The organism is Dokdonia pacifica (assembly GCF_900188275.1).
Lineage (GTDB): Bacteria > Bacteroidota > Bacteroidia > Flavobacteriales > Flavobacteriaceae > Dokdonia > Dokdonia pacifica.
Genome location: NZ_FZNY01000006.1, coordinates 149,194 through 166,259, shown reverse-complemented (window position 1 = coordinate 166,259; position 17,066 = coordinate 149,194). Strand labels below are relative to the sequence as shown.

The window sequence follows — 17,066 nt, the reverse complement described above, 5'->3', positions numbered from 1 at the left end:
TATTATTGTTTTTGTGTTACAATCGCTATACTCGAAGATGTTCCTAACCGATGAACACCAGCTTGTATAAATTGCTTTGCTGTTAGAGCATCTCTAATGCCGCCTGAAGCTTTTATTTTTATTTTATTGGTTGTGACTTCTTTTAATAATACAATATCATCTAGAGTAACTGGTACAGTGCCAAATCCAGTTGAAGTTTTAATATAATCGGCTCCAGCTTTTATGGCAAGATTTGTTACTAAACGTTTTTCTTCGTCTGTGAGATAGCTTGTTTCAATAATTACTTTTAAGACGTGATTTCCTATTGCTTTTTTAATACTTGCGATCTCTTTTTCTACAGCATCCAATAATCCAGATTTTATATATCCTAAATTAACTACCATGTCTATCTCACTAGCCCCTCTGAGAATGCAATTTTTAGCTTGAATAACTTTTGTCTCGGCGGCCATTGCCCCAAGAGGGAATCCTACAGTTGCCACTACTTTGACAGGACTCTCGCCGAGATAATTTCGCGCAAGCGTAACATAACATTCATTAACACATACAGCATAAAAGTGATATTTAATGGCTTCTTGACAGTGCTTTTTTATATCATTTATTGTTGCCGTGGGCTTTAGTAATGTATGATCTATATATTGATTAATTAGCATAAAATAATTAAGTTATAATAGCAGAGGTTGTTGGTATTGTTTTATTAAATGTAAAATCTTAGGCACTGGAAGCTTAATCCCATATGTACCTGTATAGGAAGGACATATCACACAATCATCAAAGTAAAATTCTATAAAATCTCCATTGACGACAAAGTTATTCTTATAAGCTCTAAAATCCATTTCTGTGAGTTGCCAGCAATCATAATACATGTCTCCAGACTCAATATCATTAGTAATAGTTTCATTAATAATAGTAAAAAGTTTGTCTTCTGCTTTAGGTATAAAGAAGTCGTTAAAATAGATAAAGGAATGTGTTTCTGTATTATAATTAAGACAGTCAAATGTGTATGCAGAATGTCTCATACCAGAGTAGAAGTTTTCTTTGTACAGTAAAATACTAATAAGATTATTTGCTGTAGAATGTAGTTTGTAATCTATAATTCGCTTTTCGCGAAAGCGATCTATTTTAAGGGTGTCACATAATAGTTCTTTATCTTCTAGAATCTCATTAATAGTACGCTCTACATTTAGATAGCTTTCTTTTAAATAGGAGTTGAAAGCTATATAACCAGCATCTATATTTTCATTTAAATATGGGTAGGTATAATCTAATATATATGCATCATCTTCTTGATATATCTTTTTTGAAGTGACCAATTCTTGAAGCGCATCTTTTTCATCTTCCTGACGAACGAGCTGTGCTTTTTTTATAGATTGTTTTGATACTTGATTTTCTAAGATATCTTTATCTAAAGTTTCATTAAAAGCTGTATCTACCACTTCTTCTATTTCAATTTCAAAAGATGATTGCTCTATTTCCTTATCATTATTTTTACAAGAAAAGATACTTATAAGAATTCCTAATACTATGAGTGTAGGCTTCATTTGTTTAGATTTTAATTGTTATTGATTTACCCGGTAATTGTTTATTTTCATCAACACTCTTTTTCTAATTAATCTTTTATGAGAAGATGTAATTGTGTAAGTAAAATGAGTTCAGATTTATTGGTGCCTGCAAAAGCTCCAGCAATTGCACTTGCCGTTTTTAAAATTCTACGATTTATCATTTCTGTAAATAATGATTTATGCTTGACATAATATTCTTTAAAGCTATCATAGCTTTCTTGCGCATCAAACACTTCGCTTTCTAGCCAATTAAAAACTACTTCTATTTGAAAAGCACTGTCAGAACCGTATTCGTCGGGTTCATTATCTAGAGACACCCAAGTAGATGAAACAAATTTTTTGAGTGTTTCCACCTCTTCATCTCTAACTACATTATCTATAAAAGCTACAGCATAAAAAAGTCTTCCTAAGTTTTGATAGAAGTAAATATCTTTTTTCTCTTGGGTTTCCATATTTCAAAATATTAATTGTTGTTTCAAATGTATTTATAGTGTTTCTAGGATTCTATGATAAATGTCATATGAACATCTATCAAATCAAGAAGAAATTTACTTTTTAAAAAGAGGTATATTTTATTTTTTAAAAGTAGATATCATCCAACATTTACATTGAATATGTAACCAACTAGAGCCGTTAGTCCCATGGCAACTGTTCCCCAAAATGTAATTCGAATGATTGCTTTTGTGATACTTGACCCTCCTGTTTTTGCAGTTAACATCCCTAAAACAATAAGGAAAAAAATGGCAGAACTATAAAGGGAATATTCTAGACTTTCTAAGGGGAGAAATAATGTCACTAAAAAAGGGAGTAATCCTCCTACTGTAAATGCTGCACCAGAAGCCAATGCCGCTTGAATAGGTTTTGCTTGCGAAATTTCAGTAATTCCTAATTCATCTCTGACGTGTGTCCCGAGAGCGTCATATGCTGTTAATTCTTTAGCTACTATTATGGCTGTTTCTTTTTTCAATCCACGTTGTTCATAAATTTCAGCAAGTCTTTGCAATTCGATTTCGGGCATTTCCTGTAGTTCTTTCTTTTCACGTTCAATGTCTGCTTTTTCGACATCAGTTTGTGAACTTACAGAAACATATTCTCCAGCTGCCATTGATAAGGCTCCAGCCACTAGTCCAGCCAATGTTGCTAATATAATTGGGTCTCTAATATCGCTAGCAGCAGCAACTCCAATTGCTATACTTGCAGTGGATAAAATCCCATCATTAGCACCCAATACGGCTGCTCTCAACCAATTACTTCTATGTATGTAATGATTGTCTAAATAATTATCTAATCCTACATTTTCGTTTGACATGAGATTATTTTTTAAAATTATAATTCACTGAAGTGTTTTTAGAATATATACAACCAATTGTCATTTTGATTTTGTCTTTCTTCTTAGGTCGTTATAACTGTTATTTTACCTGTAATCGCACAAGAAGCTTTTACAGTATTATAAATAGTTCCAAACTTTTCAATGTTTTTTTTAAGGAGCTCACTATTCAAATTAGGGTCTTGACTATAAATTTTCAATTCGTAATTTATAGCATCCATTCTTGGAGGTTTCTCAAACCGTGTTGCATTGACGGTTATTTCAGTCTTTGAATATTCAAAATTCATGAATATGGAAAAGCGCTCCACACTTTTAAGAATACACGCTAAAAATGATCCTAAAAATAATTCTGCTGGATTTGGTAAAAGATCAGCAGATTCAGGAGTAATCCCAAAAACAATTTCAGATTGTTTTGCATGTATTGTAGCCTTATTTCTTGAAAAAGATTGAGCTTTAATCGAATATTCCATAAGTTAATTTGGTATTAGTATTCCGTTTATGGTTCGCTTGTTTGTGTATACTAATTGAGATATCAACTTATTATACTTAGTTCATTTTCTAATTGTGTAAGGAATTTCTGCTCAGATGTATTTACATTCTCAAAGGCATATGCAATTGTCTTTGCAGTTGCCATAATCAATGTATTCAGTACATTGGTAAAAAGTTGAGGGTGTTCTCTCTTATAAGAGATAAAATCTTGAAACATTTCTTCTGCAGATAGTTCAAACGCTTCCACACCTTCAAATACTGCTTCAATAACTTGTGTATACTCTTCTTCAAAGACTTGATTAAGGTCATTATAATCTTTCCAATATTTTTGTACGCATTGTTGCAAAGCTTCAAATTCTTGATCTTGAATTATTGTATCTGAAGCGGCTATCGCATAAAATAATTTACCTAAATTTTGATACAATAATGTTTTTGTTCTAACAGGCATGTTCTTATTGTTTTTATGTATTGTAAAAATAACTTTGATACTAATCTTGATCTATGATATTTGTCATCTCAGCATAAAAAATCCTATTTATAAATTGTATTTTTATAGTATGGAATTCTTTAAAGAAAGTATAGAAGACACGTTTTTGATTTTATTTGAAGGTGTATCTGAGGGCGTTATTATTGTAAATAAAAAAAGACAAATTGTAGCTAGTAATACTTCAGTTAGAAATATTTTTGGATATACAAAAGAAGAAATAGAAGGGGCTATGCTAGAAACATTAATTCCTCAAAAATACCACAATGCTCATCATGGCCATTTCAAAAAATACATGGTACATAAAGATAAAAGGCAAATGGGTATAGGAAGGGATCTTTATGGACTACACAAAGATGGGCAAGAGATTGCAGTAGAGGTAGGTCTCAACCCTTTTATACTGCATGGCCATTCATACATTATGGCGTTAATAACTAATATTACAGTACGAAAAAAACAAGAAGAAGAAATTATCAATCTCAATAAAAATCTGGAAGCAAAAGTTATTGAACGCACACAACAACTTACAGAAGCACTAGCTGCCGAAAAAGAATTAAATGAATTAAAAACTAAATTTTTATCACTAGTTTCTCATGAGTTTAAAACTCCCCTTTCTGGAATTCTTACTTCTGCTACCCTTGCGGGAAAGTATACGAAGGAAGAACAACAAGAGAAGAGAGAAAAACATTTAAAAACCATACAAGGAAAAGTAAAGTATTTAAATACGATTATAGACGATTTTTTATCTATTGAACGATTACAATCTGGCAAGGTCAATTATAAATTCACATCGTTTCCAATAAGTAAAATATTTGATGAGGTCATCTATGATGCTAACATGCACCTCAAAGATGGTCAGATTATTAAATATCCTAAAAATGCGACGGATGTCATCATAGAGTTTGATGAAAAAATATTAGAATTAATACTTACCAATCTCATCCATAATGCCGTAAAATATTCTAGTGAAAATTCTACTGTAGAGATTATTCTAGAGAAGAATGAAAATCAATTAAAAATTACAATCAATGATGAAGGAATTGGGATTCCTGACAAAGAACAAAAATTTATTTTCGGAAGGTATTTTAGAGCAGAAAATGCATTAACGAATCAAGGTACGGGTATAGGTCTCAATATTGTAAAAAGCCATCTCGAGAATTTAGGAGGGACAATTTCTTTTCAGAGTAAAGAAAATGTAGGTTCCGCCTTTACGATACATATCCCTCTTATAAAAAACTAACCCCATAACCCAACAATAGTAGATGAAAACTATATTATTAATAGAAGATGATACCGCTTTACGCGAAAATACAGCAGAGCTCCTTGAACTTAATGATTATGTTGTGATTACAGCAGCAAATGGAACATTGGGAATTACATCTGCGAAAGAAAACCTTCCGGATATTATAGTATGTGATATTATGATGCCAGAAACAGATGGCTATGAAGTACTAGAAGTATTATCCAGTCATGAAGCAACGAGTCATATCCCCTTTATATTTCTTTCTGCAAGAACAGAACATAAAGAAATACGTAAGGGTATGAATCTAGGTGCAGACGATTATCTCACCAAACCATTTGAAGAGGAAGATCTTATAAGTGCTATAGAAAGTCGTATTGCAAAAGCAAAAATACTTTCCAATCTATCTCAAGTAAAAGAAGATGAAACAAACGACGACGAAATACGTAGTTTACACGAATTAAAAAACTTTTTTGATGATCATGGAGACGTAGTTACGTATAAAAATGGTGAAGAGATTTTTAAAGAAGGAGCTAATTCAAATCTTATCTATTTAATCCTAAAAGGAATTATAAAAACATCAAAAATGGACGAAAATGGTAAAGAATTGATTACCTCTTTATTCAGGCCCGATGATTTTTTAGGATTTACCTCTTTTATAGATAATGTTCCATATCAAGAATCTGCAATGGCAATTGAAGATGTGACGCTAGCTGCAGTTTCAAAAAATGAATTAAAAGGTATTCTAGAAAAAAGTCAAAAAGTATCCTTTGAGCTTATGGAACTTTTAACCGATACACTTTCTGATGTTAAGTCTCAATTATTACAGATGGCATATAGTTCTGTACGCAAAAAAACAGCGCAAACCATCTTACAATTTGTGGAAGTTCTTAGTAAAACACCAGAAGAAGGTATTCGTATTTCCAGAAATGATCTCGCTAGTGTAGCTGGTATAGCCACAGAAAGTCTAATACGCACTTTATCTGGTTTTAAAAAAGATGGATATATAGAGATAGAAGGAAGAAACATTAAAATCCTAAACATAGAAGGGCTCAAAACAATGCAGTAAAAAATATCACAAACTGATATTTGTCATAGTTGTCCTAATTTCATCAAGATATATTTGTTATTTTACAAATAGTAGGGGATGAAAAATATATTAATACCTGTCGATTTTTCTGAAATATCTTGGAATGCTATACGTTGCGTCCAATCCTTTTTTAAGAATATAGCTGTTACATTTCATGTAATCCATATTGATATTCCCAGCAATGATCTTGAAGAAAATACAGGGGAGTTAGTTTTACATAAGAATATTGCTAGTCATTATCAACTAGAAGAATGGACTCAACTTTTAGATAAAAAGAAGAGCAAACATCATACAATTTCTTCTATAGAAAAAACAGGAAGTTTTATAAGATCATTAAAAGAGACCGTTCATCAAAAGAATATAGATCTTATTGTAATGGGTACAGAACAAGCTAATGTACTTAAAGATACTACCATAGGAAGTTATACTCGAGAGGTAATTACACGTATACAATGCCCAACTATTATTGTTCCACAAGACGTCCCTTGTCCTAAATTAAAACAAGTAGCATTAGTAACAGATTTTAACTTTCAACATAATTCAAAAGCTTTAGAAACAATATCGCAAATCATTACCATAGCAGATGCACATCTTACTATTCTGAATTTAGTAAAACAGGAAGGATATACCGATACAAATCAAAAAGAAAATAAAAGCTTTTTAAAGAGTGCCTTTTCAGATTTAGAACATAGTTTTCATTTTGTAGTAAATCAAACAATGGATGAAGCATTACAATTTTTTATAAATGTTCACGAGGTAGATCTTGTGATTTTATTTGCAAAAAACATGAATTTCTCTGAACATTTATTATTCTCTCCTTCTACAGACACTTCTATTAATTATCATAAAAGAACTCCCTTTTTAATTGTACACGAATAACGTATATAGCTGATAAAAATCATATTTATTTATACCCCAATGAGGTAGTTTTGGATATAACAAATTCAAAACTCTTCAAATGAGAAAGATTATAGTCCCAGTAGATTTTTCTGAAAATTCATGGAATGCTCTTAAGTGTGCGATCCAATATTTCAAATATGAAAAATGTGAAGTATATATATTTCACGCATATGCAGATGAGGTATATAATAACCCGGCAGTAGTATCTAAAGAATCTTTAGAAGAACATAAAGAAATTCACAAAAAACAAGCAGAAAAAGGTTTAGATACTGTTTTAGAAAAAATTCAAGATTATTATCCAAACCCAAAGCATACGTATATCCCTAAAGCCGTTTTTGGAAGCTTACTAGATGAGGTAGACGATTTTGTAGAGCTTGAGAATATAGATCTTATTGTGATGGGAACAAAAGGCCAGACCAATGATAGTAAGATTACCTATGGTAGTAATACATTACAAGTACTTAAATATGTTAAATGTCCTGTATTAGGAATTCCATCTGAGTACACTTACGAACGCCCTTCTAACATTGTCTTTCCTTCTGATTTTATGGTTCCTTATAAAAGACGAGAAATGAAACTACTATCCTGTTTAGCAAAAAGTTACAGATCAACTATTCATCTATTACACTTTTCAAATTATGATAGACTTTCATTACGTCAACAAGATAATAAAGCGTTAATAGAATATTGTTTAAAAGATACTATTGTTCAATATACAAGAAGAGATTATGAACCAATGACAAAGGCTATCAACGCCTATATTGGCAAGGAAGGAATAGAAATGATAGTCATGGTTAATTCAAGGCATTCATATATGGAAGAGTTACTTAACAAATCTAATATCGATACGATAAGTCTTAATTCAAAAATACCATTGTTAGTTTTTCAAAATTTAACTCGTCGATAGATCGTATATATCCAAAAAACAAGGTTATGAAACATATATTAATCCCCACCGATTTTTCTGAAAACGCAACAAATGCACTGCATTATGCTGTACAACTTATGAAAAATGAGCGATGCAGGTTTTATTTACTCAACACCTATACTCCTATCTCATTATATACCTCAACCATTTATGAGTATCATACTTCCTTAAATGTAGATTTAGGTGAATTATATCGAAAAACATCAGAAGAAAAATTACAACAATCTATTAAAGAAGTAACAGAAACCTTCTCTAATAAACTACATGGGTTTGAACTTATCAGCTCTTGTAACCTCTTGACAGAACAAGTTATAGAATGTGTAAATACTTATGATATAGATTTTATTGTGATGGGTACGCAAGGGGCCTCAGGTTTTAAAGAAATATTTCTAGGTTCACAAACAATGCACATAATTAAAAAAACTACAGTGCCTGTAATTTGTGTTCCAAACACATATACATATCGTCCTATAAAAGATATTGTTTTTGCTACAGATTATGAACTCTCCATTGCTAACCAAGGATTACCATTAATTAAAAATATCGCTACTTCTCATGGCTCGAGGGTTATTTTTCTAAATGCATATTATGGTGTTTCATTAGATGAGTATCAATTGGACATCAAAGAAAAATTAGACTCTTATTTTACAGGAAATGCACATCAATTTCATATAAGCGATGGCATGGATGTATTAGAAGCTGTAGATGATTTTCAATCAAAGCATAATCTAGATCTTCTAGTCATGATACATAACAAACATAACATTTTTGAAAACCTATTATTTACTCCCGTCATTAATAAAATTGCACATCATACAAAAACACCATTTTTAGTAATTCCTGCTATTCAAAAAAAGTAATCATGAAAAATATTATAGTACCTACAGACTTTTCAAAAAACGCATACAATGCCCTTAGCTATGCAAGGCTTCTATTACAAGATGATGAAGTGGTATTTACATTATGTCATGCATACGAACCTTCTCCTATAAAATTACTTGGCAAAAGTCCGCATCGAACAGGAGTACTCTATAACAGTTACAAACAAACTGCTCAAGAAAAACTACAACAACTTCTATCAAAAATCAATAGTTTAAATGAGAACTCTAAGCATACGTATAAAGTACAAGCATATGGAGCAACATTAGAAGACGCTATTAAAAGCATTCCAAGGGATAGTTATGATCTCATTATTATGGGATCAAAAGGAGCCACCAGTCTTCAAAATGTATTATGGGGAAGTAACACATATCGTATTGTAAATGCAGATATAAAAAAGCCCCTGCTTATCATTCCTGAAAAAGCAATGTATAGAAGGCCTAAAAAGATAGGGTTTGCAACAAATTTCACTAGGAATTATTCGAAAGAAGAGTTACAACCTCTTATTGATATTACTAAAAAATGGAACGCCTCATTACGTATGGTAGAAGTATATTATGATCGAATACTTTCTCCTAAACAAGAAAAACATCTAAAAGTACTGGAAGATTTATTAACTGATATTGATTGTAACTTTCATGTAATTCCGCATCTTAATACGATAGAAGTTGCAATCTCTATTTTTAATAGTGAATTAGAAATAGATGTATTAGCGATGATTAATTATCCAAAAAGTTTATTAGAAAAATTGGTACGAGAACCTGTAATAAAAAAAATGGTTCATCATACCACCATTCCATTTTTAGTACTTCCTTCTTTAACTGATTAATATCATAGTTTTAGCATTGCTCATCTATTAGTTTTATACTAAATAAATACTAATAGACATGAAACATATCCTAGTTCCTACAGATTTTTCAGATAATGCATACAATGCCTTATTATATGCTACTAGACTGTATCCAAACGAAACCTACACCATAACGCTTGTTCATTCATATGAGGAAGAATTTTCAATGTCAACAAGTAGAATCGACATTGGACGCAATGATGATTTGTGTTTGGATATAGAACGAAGAGTATCAAAAGAATTTGAAAAACTAACCCATTCAATCACTCGAGACACAGAAGACATAAAAATCAATTTTGAAACCATTATAACAGGATTCCCATTATTTAAATGCATTCATAAACTACAAAAGGAAAAAGAAATTACTCTTATCATAATGGGAACAAAAGGAGCTTCTGGTTTAAAAGAAATATTCATAGGGAGTCAAACAATCAAACTCATCAAAAAAATTAAAAAACTCCCCTTGCTCATTATTCCTAACGAAGCAAATTTCATACCTCCGAAAGTTATTGCATATGCTACAGATTTTAAAGAATCTATTTTACCACATGAGATAAAAACATTAGAAGATATTATAAAATCTAACAATGGAGTTCTAAAAATTACGCACGTATATGACCAAAAAAGTCCTGAACATATTGTAGAATCTAATTATAAAAAAATAAAGAACAGCCTTTCTGGACTAGAACACACAACACACTGGCTATCTAACACTTCAAAGAAAGAAAAGGTCTTAGATGAATTTATCAAGAAAATGAATGTTGATATGCTAGTGCTTACCTACCACAAACACAGCTTATTAAAAAGATTATTTAAAGAAGATATTGTGAAAAATATAGGATTTCACACAACAATACCTGTATTAATATTTACTACACAAGACTGATAAATATCATAGTAATACTATGTAATAACAAATAGTTTTAAGAAATCAAATATCAACTTACTATGAAAACTAAAATTTTATTACCTACCGATTTTTCAAAAAATGCGTGGAATGCTATAAGTTATGCAACAGACTTATTTAAGGGTAAAGAATGTGAATTTTATATCCTTAATGCATATACATCCAAAGGTTATGTACTTGAAAGTATGATGGTTCCTGAACCTGGTGAAACTGAATTTGAAAGAGCAAAAACCATTTCAGAAAAAGGACTCTCTAAAATATTAGAAATGCTCTCATTTAGAGATCGTGATGATAAACATACGTTTTATACCATCTCACAATTTAATTCACTTCTAGAAGCACTTAAAGATATTGTAGAAAAAAAAGACATCGATATGGTGATCATGGGTACCAAAGGGAGTACAAATTCTAAAAGTGTTGTTTTTGGTAGTAATGCTATTACTGCCATGGAAAAATTAAGAAACTGTCCTGTCATTGCAATTCCAGAAGAAGCAAGATATGGAGGCTTAAAAGAGATCGTTTTTCCTACAAGTTTCAAAACACATTTCAAACACCGAGAACTACAGTACCTTACTACTATTGCTAAACATGCAAATGCTCCTATACGTGTCATACATGTAGATACTGATGATACCTTAGATAAGGTTCAAAAAAATAACAAACAGCTACTAGAAGAGTGTTTTGAAGAAGTCACTTATACATTTCACACCCTTCATGGCTCATCTATTTCAGAAGCTGTAAGAATATTTGTAGAAAGTCGCGAAAGCGATATGATAGCCTTTATAAATAAAAAGCATGCCTTTTTTGGAAGTGTCTTTTCAAAACCCATGGTTAAAGAAATTGGACTCTATTCAAAAGTCCCAATCATGGCCTTACACGATTTTAGAAATTAAAAATAGAACTTATGAAAAATATAGGAATCTGGATGGATAAACGTCAAGCATTTATACTTGACACTACAAAAGAAAACGGGTTTTTAACACTTATGTCTGAAGTAGATGATTTTCATATTCAAGGTGGATCCGGAACAAAATTAAAAGGTGGTCCGCAGGATGTTGTACATGACAGTAAATATCTGGCTTATGAAAATCAACAGCTTAAAACGTATTTTAAAAAAATCACAGAACACATTAAAGATGTAGATCAATTAGCACTTTTCGGACCTGCAGAAGCCGTTAAAAAATTCAGAAAAGAATTAAGTGAACAATACAAAACACTTTCTAGTAAAGTGGTCACATTACAAGTGGCAGATAGTATGACAGAAAATCAAGTAAAAGCATTGATTCTCGATTTTTTTAAATCCTACCATTAACAATGTATTTTTTCTTTATACGCTTTCGCGAAAGCGTATAACAAACCTTTATAACACCCTAATTCCAGGGGGTTAAACACTTGCACCCTTAATTGTCACCCCGCTAATAAAACGCTGACATTCAGAATAATAAAATTAATTCAAGAACTGACTATCGTCATATTTTTCTTGAATTATGACAGCTACTTTTACAGAGTAATTGAATAGTAACTTAAAAACCACATTAGTATGTCACTTATTAAATTTAATGGAAATAAATTTCCATGGTTATCCGGAGATGTAACAGATTGGATGAACACAGATCGTTTTTTTGCTGATGATTTCTTTACAAAAAGTAAAAACCAACCAGCAATGAATGTAAAGGATAAAGAAGATCATTTTGAGATAGAGCTGGCTGTACCTGGCTTTTCAAAAGATGAAATTGATATCACTGTAGAGAACGACATTCTTTCTATAGCCGCTTCAAAAAGCGATGAAAAGGTAGAAGAAAAAGAAAATTATTCGCGCAAAGAGTTTAGTTATAATAGTTTTGAGCGCAAACTACAAATACCTTCTACGGTAGATCAAGATCAAGAGGTTTCTGCTAATTATCAGGATGGAATTCTCAAGCTTACGCTTCAGAAAAACGAAGTAACAAAAGCATCACAAACACGTAAGATTGAGATAGCATAAACCACTTTAAAACGATAGGGGTTGTTTTACAATCGCTATCGTTTTTATACGCTTTCGCGAAAGCAAATTCATTAAAAATCTAACGCTATGTATACCAACCAATATAAGTTTAAATACCTAGAATGGTATAGCCCAGAAGAGATACACAATACCACTTTAAAATGGCAGTCTGAAATAGAGTTTATTGAAGTAGAGTGGAATTTTTTAAAAGAACTTTTAAGCGACAATACCTTACTATTACTTTCTGAAACAGATTTTGAAAAAACTAAAAAACATATTAGTAAGCTCTCTGGATATAAAACAAAAATAGCTGACCTTAAAAAACTACTGGAAGAACATCGGAATGCACTAGAAGTTTTGATAGACGAGGTAAATGAACTTCAAAAAGAAAAAGCTTTTAAAGAAAGACATGTATTATTAGAATTAAAAATACAGGACTTTAATGATACTTATAAGCGTATTAAAAATGACGCTTTTGATATCATGAAAGAAAGCCTTAAAAAAAGAAAACAAAAAACACTTTTAAGTAAATAACCTATGAGAACGATTGCTTACTACCTGTTATGCAGTATGTTAACACTATTGATGAGTTGTACCTCAAGCGACTTAGTTGAAAACTGGAAAAATCCAGACATTGATACATTTTATGCCGAAAAAGTGCTTGTCATAGCGATGACTAATGATGTAGATAATAGAAAGCGTTTTGAAAAAAGATTGGTAAATCAACTTCAAAGTAAAGGAGTTAAAGCCATAGAGAGCGATCAATTTTTTGATGAAAATTACACACAACGTCCACACACTCAAGAAGAATTAGATGCATTAGAAAATGCAATGCTCCAAGAGGGATATGACGCAATTTTGGTATCTAAAATTATAGGAGCAGAAGATAGAAAGAGCTTATTACAATCTTATGAAGGCTTCGATACACTCTTTAATAGTTTTGAAGAAGATTACTATTCCAATCAAAAAATTTATACGGAAGGTGAATATGCAGATGTCTACACGGTATATCATGCAGAATCTTCTCTCTATTGTATCTGTCCTACAAAAGACAGAGAAATTATTTGGCGAGGGAGTATAGATATTACACAACCCGATAGCACACGTAAGGCTATTAAAGATTACATAAATGTACTTCTATGGGTACTTGAAGAACAAAAACTGCTTATTACAAGCGACTAAAAACAATTTATGAGAACACTTGTTTATTCTGCTAAAGATTTTGAAATTCCGTATTTAAATAATGCAAGTCAAGATAGCATTCACTCACTAGATTTTATAGAAGATAGGCTCACAACTCATACTGCCATGAAAGCTATAGGGTATGATGCCATTTCTATATTTTCTGCAGATGATGCATCTGCTAATGTATTAGAAAAACTTAAAGATTTTGGAGTACAATATATTACGTTAAGATCTGCTGGATACGATAATGTAAATCTTAATAAAGCTAAAAAGCTCAACATAAAAGTAGCAAATGCTCCAGATTATTCTCCTAATGCTATTGCTGAGCATGCAATAGCACTTTTACTAGCAATAAATCGTAAAATCACCATATCCAATAAGCAAGTTCAAGAGTATAATTTTACACTTTCCAATTTGGTAGGTATGGACTTAAAGAGGAAAACAATAGGAATTATAGGCACAGGAAGAATTGGCAGTGTAATTGCAAAAATTCTCCATGGGTTTGATACTCAAATAGTGGCTACAGATATTGATTTAAATAAAAATTTGATTCATAATTATGGGGTGCGCTATACTACTATTAAAGAACTTTGTTCTCAATGTGATGTTATTTTATTAAGTATTCCTTTAAATACAAGTACCTACCAGCTTATAGATAAGGAAATGCTCAATTGCATGAAACCTAACACCTATATTATAAATATTTCAAGAGGCGCTGTCGTACATACAAAATCTATTTTAGAAGCTTTAGATTCTAATAGATTAGCTGGATATGCAACAGATGTGTATGAAAAAGAAAGCGGTGTGTTTTTTTACAATAGATCATCAGACATTCCTGAAGATCATCTACTGGAATCTTTATTAAAACATCCCAAGGTATTACTCACGCCACATCAGGCATTTGCGACGCAAGAGGCACTTTCTAATATTGCTGCTACAACTATAGAAAATCTTACAGCATGGCAACGTGACGAGCATCCTAAAAACAGACTTGCTTAACAACCATTTACCTGATCTGTTATACAAGATGGACAAGCTGTTCTTAAACAACTATGAGGAGGCGGGCAATTATTAAGTGGTTCACTTCTAGGCTTGCATATCACATTTCCAGATCCACCCTTAATTTGATCAGAAATGTTGATTTTAGAAATAATAAGCTTATTGAGTGATAATTTTTTTAGAGGTTTTTTCATGATTTTGATTTTACGATTGAAGAAAAATGAATATACAAAAATTACACTTCATCCTTTTCTATGTTACAAGTTCTTAATATAATAGGAAGGACTAATGCCTGTTTTCTTTCTAAATGCTCCCGTAAAAGCACCTACTGAGTTAAAACTAGCCTCTTTAGCAATACTCAAAATTGTATAATGACGCAACCTAGGATTAACCTTTAACTCTTGTAAAATATACTCAATACGTAAATCATTGATATAGTGAACAAATGTTTTCCCTTTATAGGTATTTATGATTTTTGATAAATACTTTGTATTTGTAGAGAGTTTTTTAGCTAATAATGTGATGGTAACTGTATTTTTTAAAAACCCATTTTTTGATTCAAAAACCTGGAGTTTATGTAAAATTGAAGTAACTATTCTTGGGTCTATATTTAAATCTTTAGAGGCTTTTTCTATATCTATTTTTTGAAGTTCTTCAGGTTTATTATTTAATTCACTTACCAATTTATCGAAACGTATTTTGTATAATCGATGTCTTCTAAATTGAATGATAATTACGATAAGAGCTATTATAATGATAGCAAATAGAAAAATAAAATTTAAGTTAAGATGATGGTTTTTATTTTCTAATTTTTTAATCAGTAATTCTTTATTTCTAAGTAATTCTGGAGTATCAAACTCTGCATTTAGTTTATAAGATGTATTTATCTTTCTAGCTGCAGTAATACTATCAAATTTCAATAATTTATCTATCGCATAAAGTTGTCCTTCGTAATCATTATTTTTTTCATAATTGATTTCTAAAAACTCATAGGTTTCTCTTACTTCCGGAATGACAATATCTACTTGTGTGAGTAAAGAATCTATTTTTTGATAATAGGACATTGACAGATCTTTATCTAGAGATTCATTTATTTTTCCTAAATAAAATTGTGCGAGTATATAGTATTTTAAATAATATGAAGAATTCAAATTTATAAGAGCTGTTCCTTCTTCTAATAAAAGTTGTGCTTGGTTAAAATCTCTTTTATAATATGCATTAATTCCTTCATTAATTTTTGCTGTACTTAATACATAAGGGTAATTTTTCTCTACAAGCGTTATGACAGTATGATAATAATAAGAAGCCGAATCGTACTTTTTATTATATCGATAAGATTCGGCCAATTCAACAGAAGCAATCACCAACGCCTCTTCAGAGATATTTCCTTGATTATTCTCTAGATCAAACCCTCTTTTATATAATTTTAATGCTCTTGCATAATCGCCTATCTCCGTTTTGAGTTTAGCAATATTATTTAAAGCAATTCCTTCATATGTCTTATCATTTATCTTTTGGGCAAGTCTTACAACTTTGAGATATTGTTCTAAAGCATTCTCATAATCATAATAATTCTTATAATACAATCCCAAATTATTATAAGTAGGAATAGAATACATAGAATCTACACTATTACTCTCTAATAATGACGCTTGTATAAGACGTAGTTTATCTTTCTTAGTTACTGCATAATAAGAAAGTTCATTTAATGCGATAGCTCTATTTATTTTATGATCCTCTTCTGTTGCTTTTTGAAGAAAAGTATTGAGATATAATTTAGCATATGTGGTATCTGAAATATGCTTTTTATATTCATTATAGAGAGTTACATATGTTTTTCCAATAAGCGTGTCTGGTATTTCAAAGGGGTTAGTTTGCCCCAATACAACACTACTAACACACAAAAATACCCCTAATGAAAAATAGAATTTTTTAGATAATAGTACATATGTTTTCAATGGTAAGGGGGATATTATTTAATGTTCTAAAGTAATCAAATTGTAAATATCAATCTTAAAAGTAGGTTTTAAAAAATTGACACTTTCTGAACAGATACTATTAGCATATATCTTTCCTTAAAAAATAACCGCAGTAGCACTTTTCATATATAAAAAAACGCTTTTAAATTGAGATAAACAGCAAAATTTGATAGACTACATTTCTCTCTCAAAAAATACACACAACAACCTAACAAACAATATCTTACATTCTAATTTCCTTGTTTCGATTCGCGGAATCGTTACTA

General features: G+C 30.9%; 21 protein-coding genes. 13 read left to right on the top strand and 8 right to left on the bottom strand.

The features are described 5' to 3' along the window. Positions 1-2: 2 nt before the first annotated feature. The 6 genes from deoC to CHB80_RS17375 form a co-directional block, all read right to left on the bottom strand. Positions 3-650, bottom strand: coding sequence for a deoxyribose-phosphate aldolase (gene deoC / locus CHB80_RS17400; protein ID WP_089372787.1), 648 nt, complete (start codon positions 648-650; stop codon positions 3-5). Between the two features lie 12 nt (positions 651-662). Continuing rightward, complete coding sequence (locus CHB80_RS17395; protein WP_089372786.1) at positions 663-1,538, bottom strand: DUF3298 domain-containing protein; 876 nt, start codon at positions 1,536-1,538, stop codon at positions 663-665. Between the two features lie 68 nt (positions 1,539-1,606). After that, positions 1,607-2,011, bottom strand: a complete 405-nt coding sequence (locus tag CHB80_RS17390; protein ID WP_089372785.1) for a hypothetical protein — start codon at positions 2,009-2,011, stop codon at positions 1,607-1,609. 140 nt (positions 2,012-2,151) lie between these two features. After that, entirely contained in the window at positions 2,152-2,868 is a 717-nt protein-coding gene (locus CHB80_RS17385; protein WP_089372784.1) for a VIT1/CCC1 transporter family protein, read from the bottom strand. A gap of 83 nt (positions 2,869-2,951) precedes the next feature. Next, positions 2,952-3,356, bottom strand: coding sequence for an OsmC family protein (locus CHB80_RS17380; protein ID WP_089372783.1), 405 nt, complete (start codon positions 3,354-3,356; stop codon positions 2,952-2,954). Between the two features lie 62 nt (positions 3,357-3,418). Then, positions 3,419-3,823, bottom strand: a complete 405-nt coding sequence (locus CHB80_RS17375; protein ID WP_089372782.1) for a hypothetical protein — start codon at positions 3,821-3,823, stop codon at positions 3,419-3,421. A 109-nt stretch (positions 3,824-3,932) separates the two neighbouring features. On the opposite strand from CHB80_RS17375, the gene CHB80_RS17370 reads away from it, so the two are divergent. The 13 genes from CHB80_RS17370 (at position 3,933) to CHB80_RS17310 (ending at position 14,821) form a co-directional block, all read left to right on the top strand. After that, positions 3,933-5,099, top strand: coding sequence for a PAS domain-containing sensor histidine kinase (locus tag CHB80_RS17370; RefSeq protein ID WP_089372781.1), 1,167 nt, complete (start codon positions 3,933-3,935; stop codon positions 5,097-5,099). Positions 5,100-5,121: 22 nt separating this feature from the next. Further along, on the top strand, positions 5,122-6,168 hold the full coding sequence (locus CHB80_RS17365; protein ID WP_089372780.1) for a response regulator: 1,047 nt from the start codon (positions 5,122-5,124) through the stop codon (positions 6,166-6,168). 78 nt (positions 6,169-6,246) lie between these two features. Next, complete coding sequence (locus CHB80_RS17360) at positions 6,247-7,068, top strand: universal stress protein (protein WP_089372779.1); 822 nt, start codon at positions 6,247-6,249, stop codon at positions 7,066-7,068. Between the two features lie 79 nt (positions 7,069-7,147). Then, the gene (locus tag CHB80_RS17355) at positions 7,148-7,996 is read left to right on the top strand and encodes a universal stress protein (RefSeq protein WP_089372778.1); all 849 of its coding nucleotides are present in this window, start codon (positions 7,148-7,150) and stop codon (positions 7,994-7,996) included. Between the two features lie 26 nt (positions 7,997-8,022). Next, entirely contained in the window at positions 8,023-8,877 is an 855-nt protein-coding gene (locus tag CHB80_RS17350) for a universal stress protein (RefSeq protein WP_089372777.1), read from the top strand. A 2-nt stretch (positions 8,878-8,879) separates the two neighbouring features. Then, positions 8,880-9,725, top strand: coding sequence for a universal stress protein (locus tag CHB80_RS17345; protein WP_089372776.1), 846 nt, complete (start codon positions 8,880-8,882; stop codon positions 9,723-9,725). A 58-nt stretch (positions 9,726-9,783) separates the two neighbouring features. Further along, a complete protein-coding gene (locus CHB80_RS17340; RefSeq protein WP_089372775.1) occupies positions 9,784-10,632 on the top strand; it encodes a universal stress protein in 849 nt (282 codons plus the stop codon). Between the two features lie 62 nt (positions 10,633-10,694). Further along, positions 10,695-11,546: a universal stress protein gene (locus tag CHB80_RS17335; protein WP_089372774.1), complete on the top strand. Its 852-nt coding sequence runs from the start codon at positions 10,695-10,697 to the stop codon at positions 11,544-11,546. An 11-nt stretch (positions 11,547-11,557) separates the two neighbouring features. Beyond that, positions 11,558-11,965 carry a hypothetical protein gene (locus CHB80_RS17330; RefSeq protein WP_089372773.1) on the top strand — a complete coding sequence of 136 codons (408 nt, stop codon included), beginning with the start codon at positions 11,558-11,560 and terminating at the stop codon, positions 11,963-11,965. 228 nt (positions 11,966-12,193) lie between these two features. Further along, positions 12,194-12,637 (top strand): Hsp20/alpha crystallin family protein, encoded by a 444-nt coding sequence (locus CHB80_RS17325; RefSeq protein ID WP_089372772.1) that lies wholly within the window; start codon positions 12,194-12,196, stop codon positions 12,635-12,637. 87 nt (positions 12,638-12,724) lie between these two features. Then, positions 12,725-13,171 (top strand): hypothetical protein, encoded by a 447-nt coding sequence (locus tag CHB80_RS17320; RefSeq protein WP_089372771.1) that lies wholly within the window; start codon positions 12,725-12,727, stop codon positions 13,169-13,171. Between the two features lie 51 nt (positions 13,172-13,222). Beyond that, positions 13,223-13,819 carry a hypothetical protein gene (locus CHB80_RS17315; protein ID WP_229746924.1) on the top strand — a complete coding sequence of 199 codons (597 nt, stop codon included), beginning with the start codon at positions 13,223-13,225 and terminating at the stop codon, positions 13,817-13,819. A 9-nt stretch (positions 13,820-13,828) separates the two neighbouring features. Then, positions 13,829-14,821, top strand: a complete 993-nt coding sequence (locus CHB80_RS17310; protein ID WP_089372769.1) for an NAD(P)-dependent oxidoreductase — start codon at positions 13,829-13,831, stop codon at positions 14,819-14,821. Here CHB80_RS17310 and CHB80_RS17305 read toward each other — a convergent pair. Continuing rightward, positions 14,818-15,015 (bottom strand): hypothetical protein, encoded by a 198-nt coding sequence (locus CHB80_RS17305; RefSeq protein ID WP_089372768.1) that lies wholly within the window; start codon positions 15,013-15,015, stop codon positions 14,818-14,820. The two genes, CHB80_RS17310 and CHB80_RS17305, sit on opposite strands and share 4 nt — an antisense overlap. A gap of 63 nt (positions 15,016-15,078) precedes the next feature. Then, complete coding sequence (locus CHB80_RS17300) at positions 15,079-16,779, bottom strand: helix-turn-helix domain-containing protein (RefSeq protein ID WP_089372767.1); 1,701 nt, start codon at positions 16,777-16,779, stop codon at positions 15,079-15,081. Between the last annotated feature and the right edge of the window lie 287 nt (positions 16,780-17,066).

Bases quoted from the DNA above. Each gene is read 5' to 3' on its own strand.
- CHB80_RS17350 (WP_089372777.1), top strand. From the start codon at position 8,023: ATGAAACATATATTAATCCCCACCGATTTTTCTGAAAACGCAACAAAT.
- CHB80_RS17390 (WP_089372785.1), bottom strand. From the start codon at position 2,011: ATGGAAACCCAAGAGAAAAAAGATATTTACTTCTATCAAAACTTAGGA.
- CHB80_RS17380 (WP_089372783.1), bottom strand. From the start codon at position 3,356: ATGGAATATTCGATTAAAGCTCAATCTTTTTCAAGAAATAAGGCTACA.
- CHB80_RS17385 (WP_089372784.1), bottom strand. From the start codon at position 2,868: ATGTCAAACGAAAATGTAGGATTAGATAATTATTTAGACAATCATTAC.
- CHB80_RS17325 (WP_089372772.1), top strand. From the start codon at position 12,194: ATGTCACTTATTAAATTTAATGGAAATAAATTTCCATGGTTATCCGGA.
- CHB80_RS17315 (WP_229746924.1), top strand. From the start codon at position 13,223: ATGAGTTGTACCTCAAGCGACTTAGTTGAAAACTGGAAAAATCCAGAC.
- CHB80_RS17320 (WP_089372771.1), top strand. From the start codon at position 12,725: ATGTATACCAACCAATATAAGTTTAAATACCTAGAATGGTATAGCCCA.
- CHB80_RS17305 (WP_089372768.1), bottom strand. From the start codon at position 15,015: ATGAAAAAACCTCTAAAAAAATTATCACTCAATAAGCTTATTATTTCT.
- CHB80_RS17355 (WP_089372778.1), top strand. From the start codon at position 7,148: ATGAGAAAGATTATAGTCCCAGTAGATTTTTCTGAAAATTCATGGAAT.
- CHB80_RS17375 (WP_089372782.1), bottom strand. From the start codon at position 3,823: ATGCCTGTTAGAACAAAAACATTATTGTATCAAAATTTAGGTAAATTA.
- CHB80_RS17310 (WP_089372769.1), top strand. From the start codon at position 13,829: ATGAGAACACTTGTTTATTCTGCTAAAGATTTTGAAATTCCGTATTTA.
- CHB80_RS17365 (WP_089372780.1), top strand. From the start codon at position 5,122: ATGAAAACTATATTATTAATAGAAGATGATACCGCTTTACGCGAAAAT.
- CHB80_RS17345 (WP_089372776.1), top strand. From the start codon at position 8,880: ATGAAAAATATTATAGTACCTACAGACTTTTCAAAAAACGCATACAAT.
- CHB80_RS17370 (WP_089372781.1), top strand. From the start codon at position 3,933: ATGGAATTCTTTAAAGAAAGTATAGAAGACACGTTTTTGATTTTATTT.
- CHB80_RS17360 (WP_089372779.1), top strand. From the start codon at position 6,247: ATGAAAAATATATTAATACCTGTCGATTTTTCTGAAATATCTTGGAAT.
- CHB80_RS17395 (WP_089372786.1), bottom strand. From the start codon at position 1,538: ATGAAGCCTACACTCATAGTATTAGGAATTCTTATAAGTATCTTTTCT.
- CHB80_RS17340 (WP_089372775.1), top strand. From the start codon at position 9,784: ATGAAACATATCCTAGTTCCTACAGATTTTTCAGATAATGCATACAAT.
- CHB80_RS17335 (WP_089372774.1), top strand. From the start codon at position 10,695: ATGAAAACTAAAATTTTATTACCTACCGATTTTTCAAAAAATGCGTGG.
- CHB80_RS17330 (WP_089372773.1), top strand. From the start codon at position 11,558: ATGAAAAATATAGGAATCTGGATGGATAAACGTCAAGCATTTATACTT.
- deoC (WP_089372787.1), bottom strand. From the start codon at position 650: ATGCTAATTAATCAATATATAGATCATACATTACTAAAGCCCACGGCA.